Annotated in this window: 3 protein-coding genes; 2 read left to right on the top strand and 1 reads right to left on the bottom strand. The window is 69.0% G+C overall.

Annotated features, from left to right (window positions below):
* On the bottom strand, positions 1 to 1,507 hold a 1,507-nt coding region (locus tag U9980_RS15580), incomplete at its 3' end, for a CHASE3 domain-containing protein (RefSeq protein WP_322768578.1).
* Positions 1,508 to 1,705: 198 nt separating this feature from the next.
* Between U9980_RS15580 and U9980_RS15585 the strand changes: the two genes are divergently transcribed.
* On the top strand, positions 1,706 to 2,851 hold the full coding sequence (locus U9980_RS15585; protein WP_322768579.1) for an ABC transporter ATP-binding protein: 1,146 nt from the start codon (positions 1,706 to 1,708) through the stop codon (positions 2,849 to 2,851).
* On the top strand, positions 2,839 to 3,633 hold the full coding sequence (locus tag U9980_RS15590) for an ABC transporter permease subunit (protein ID WP_322768580.1): 795 nt from the start codon (positions 2,839 to 2,841) through the stop codon (positions 3,631 to 3,633). The genes U9980_RS15585 and U9980_RS15590 overlap by 13 nt, the downstream gene beginning before the upstream one ends.
* Positions 3,634 to 3,656 lie beyond the last annotated feature (23 nt).

Below are 3,656 nucleotides of genomic sequence, written 5' to 3' on the forward strand. Positions count from 1 at the left end.
ACCCCGGCGGCTCCGCGCGAACCGCCCCGACCGGCTTCGCCGATACAGCCGGAAGCCCGGCGGCAGGGACCCCGGCGCCGGCGAACAGCTCGACCGCCGGGCCGGACCGGCGCAGCAGAAGCCCCTGCGGATGGCCGGCGTTGGCATATTCGACCGTCCCAGTCGCCGGGTCGACCACCGCGACCACGGCCGTGGCGAAGACCTCGTCGGTCTCGCCCAGGTTGTCCACGACCCACTCGATGGCAGCTCCGGGGTCGGACACCCCGCCGGTCAGTGCCGCGCCCAGCAGCTGTTTGAGCCGCAGCGCGTACACACCAGCCGCCGACCCGTGGCCGGACACATCGCCCACAACCACCCCGACCCGGCCGCCGGGCAGGTCCACCGAATCGAACCAGTCGCCAGCCAGCTCCCCCTCGGCCGGATCGACCCGACCGCGCACGACCAGCCCGGACGCGTGCAGGGTGGACGGGGTGAGCGCGTCACGCAGGGCGACCACGGCGGGTCCCTCCTGAGCGAGCGCCTCCCAGAGCCGGTCGTTCTGCCGGACGAGGCGTACCAGCTGCGCCCGCATCGCCTCAACGTTGCCGGCAAGATCGACCAACTCCTTGGGCCCGACCGCCGGGATACGGGTGTCATAACGTCCGGCAGCGACCGCGTTGACCGCCCTACGCAGCGAGGCGATCGGCCGCAGGAGCCAGCGACGTGCGACAACACTCAGCGTGACCACAATGACCGCGACCAGGAACACCGCTGTACCCAGTGAACTGAGCAACAGGTCCTGGGCGCCGGCGACCCGACCGACGGTTGATGTCTGCTCCTGGGAAATCGCGATCTCAAGGCTGGTCACATCGGCGCGCAGTGCACTCAGCCGGGTCCGGGCCGTCGAGGACCTCTCGACATCGCGGGCAGCCGCAACAGCACCGTCCTGCATCGCCGCAAGTTCTGGCCGCGCCACGTCCGAGCGCCACGCCTGGTATGCCCCGGCGACGCCGTGCAGCTGGGTGACCAACGTGGCCTGGCCATCCAGGAGCATCTCCAGGCGCGCATAGTGCACCGGGATCAACTTGCCGGCCTCGTCGAACGAGTCGAGGAAGGAGCGATCCTCGGTGATCAGATACCCGCGAACGCTGCTCTCCTGATCGACGTAGTCGGCCAGGAGCATGGCCGCGGTGGTCGCGGCGGGATCCAGTCGGTTGCCCCGTTCGGCGGTGGCATGGTTGGCCCTGACCGCGGAGTAAACCGCTACCCCGAGGGTGGCAACGCCCACGACCAGAGCCAGTGCCGCCATCGCCCGGATACCCCAGCGCAGACCCGCCACCTGTGCCACGGTGACTCCCTCCGATCCCCGAAGCCCTTGCCACCTCGATGTCGGGCTCACGGCATTGTCGCCCAACGCGATGACGGCATGGCGCGCAGCCGGGCGCTCGGACGCCCCGCCGAGCGTCCCGGCGGTGCGTGCCATCCGCCCGCCCGGCCGGGTCCCGACCCGATCCGGTGGTTGGACCATGGCTGAAGATCTTCTTCATGGAGAGTTAATGATCGTCACCACTCACAACGCTTCTCCATCCGTTACGCTCTGTTCGGTCAACGTCCGCCGACCGGGAGACCGTGCCACACGAAGCCAACACCAGAGGTCAGCCAAGCACCGAGCATCGTCCAGCGCCGGAAATCATCCAGCGCAGGCAACCAAGGAGGCAATCACGTAATGACTGCGGAGACTCCGGCGAGGCCACCGCGGATGCGGATACGATCACGACGGCAGACTCGCACGGACCTGCCGCAGCCTCCCCCCGACGCTGCCATCTGGAGCGAGGGGCTCACCAAGCAGTACGGCACCCGACGGTCAGTGGACCGGCTCAGCCTCCACGTCCCCACCGGGGCGTTGTCGGGCTTCGTCGGGCCCAACGGAGCCGGCAAGACGACCACTCTGCGCATGCTTCTCGGGCTGATCCGGCCCAGCGAGGGCCACGGTTTCGTGCTCGGGCACCCCATCGGCAATCCCGCGGCCTATCTCCCCCGGGTCGGCGCGATGATCGAGGGGCCGACCTTCCACCCCGGCCTCAGCGGGCGCGCCAATCTCCTCCTGCTGGCCCGCCTGCGCCGGCTCGGTCCGGACCGGGTCACCGAGACCTTGGACCTGGTCGGCCTGACCACCCGGGCCGACGACCGGTTCTCCACCTACTCGCTGGGTATGAAGCAGCGATTGGGAATCGCAGCCGCGCTGTTGCCGAACCCCGAACTCCTGATCCTCGACGAACCGACCAACGGGCTCGACCCAGCGGGCATCCGGGAGGTCAGGAGCCTACTCAAGGACCTCGCCGGGGCGCGGATGACGGTTTTCGTGTCCAGTCACCTACTTTCCGAAGTCGAACAGATCTGCGACCACCTGGTCATGATCCGTTCCGGCCGGCTGCTCTTCCAGGGCCACGTGACCGACCTACTTGCCGCCGAGGAACCACGGCTCGTGCTGACCCCCGAACATGCGGGAGACACCGAACGCCTCGCCGCTCTGCTGCGCGACCACGGCCTGCAGGTCGACCCGCCGCAGGGGTCCTCGATCGGATCGGTCAGCGTGCACGCCCCCGAGGCGGTAGCCGCGAACCTCAACAAAATCGCCATGAAAGCAGGAATCACTCTGCGCGCGCTGACCGCCTACCGCCCTACGCTGGAGGAGACCTTCCTGGTCGCAACAGGCGGGGTCGACGGCGATCTGATCCCGCGTAGCCGCAGCTCACCGGACGCCTCGGTACCGGCATCAGTGGACGGCTCAGTGGACGCATCGGTAGCGGCCTCGGGCGGATTTCGCATCTCCGCCATGCCCGCCCCGGACGTGCCCGGATGTGCGTCGTGATCCCGATGTTCCGGGCCGAATGGGTCAAGCTCGGTCGCCCGCGCTTCTTCTTCGGGACGCTCGCCGCCATCGGCGCCGTCGCGGCGCTCGGCGCCGTGTTGACCATGCTGTCGGTCGGGCACAAGGACTACGACGGCGTGCCGGTCACGGCAGCCGCACTGGCCGCTCCGGACGGGGTCATGCAGGGGTTGGAAGCCGTCAGCATCCTGCTCGGTGTGACGGCCCTCGCCGTCACAGCCGCTGTTATCGGCGGCGACTTCACCCATGGAACGCTGCGTAACCAGCTCATCGCCCATCCCTACCGGCTTCGCCTGCTCGCGGGCAAATGCCTGGCCCTGGCTGCCTTCGTCACCGTGATGGTCACCGCGGCCACGGTCGTGGCCGCCGCCGCATCGTTCGCGATCGCGCCCGCGACGGACGTGGGTACCGCTGCCTGGCACAGCACAGCCGGCCTGGTCGAGATCGGCAAGGGATACCTGAACGTGCTCGCGGCGTCGCTGGGATACGCGACCATAGGCGTCCTGGTCGGGGTGGTGTTCCGCTCCCCGGCTGCCGCGGTGTCGGTGGGGCTGGCATACGCCCTGCCGCTGGAGATGCTCGTATCGCGGATCTGGAGCCCGGCGGCAGCCTGGCTGCCCGCCCGGCTCATGGACACCTTCGCCGCAGGCGCGCACGGATATCACATCGCCTACTCCGCGGCCGGCCTCCGGATTCTCGTCTTCTGCGTGGCCGCGGTACTGGTCGCCGCCGGGCTGTTCAAGCACCGTGACATGACGTCCTGACCAGTCTCAGGGCTGACTCAGGG

The organism is Protofrankia sp. Cr1, assembly GCF_963555865.1.
Taxonomy (GTDB): Bacteria; Actinomycetota; Actinomycetes; order Frankiales; family Frankiaceae; genus Protofrankia.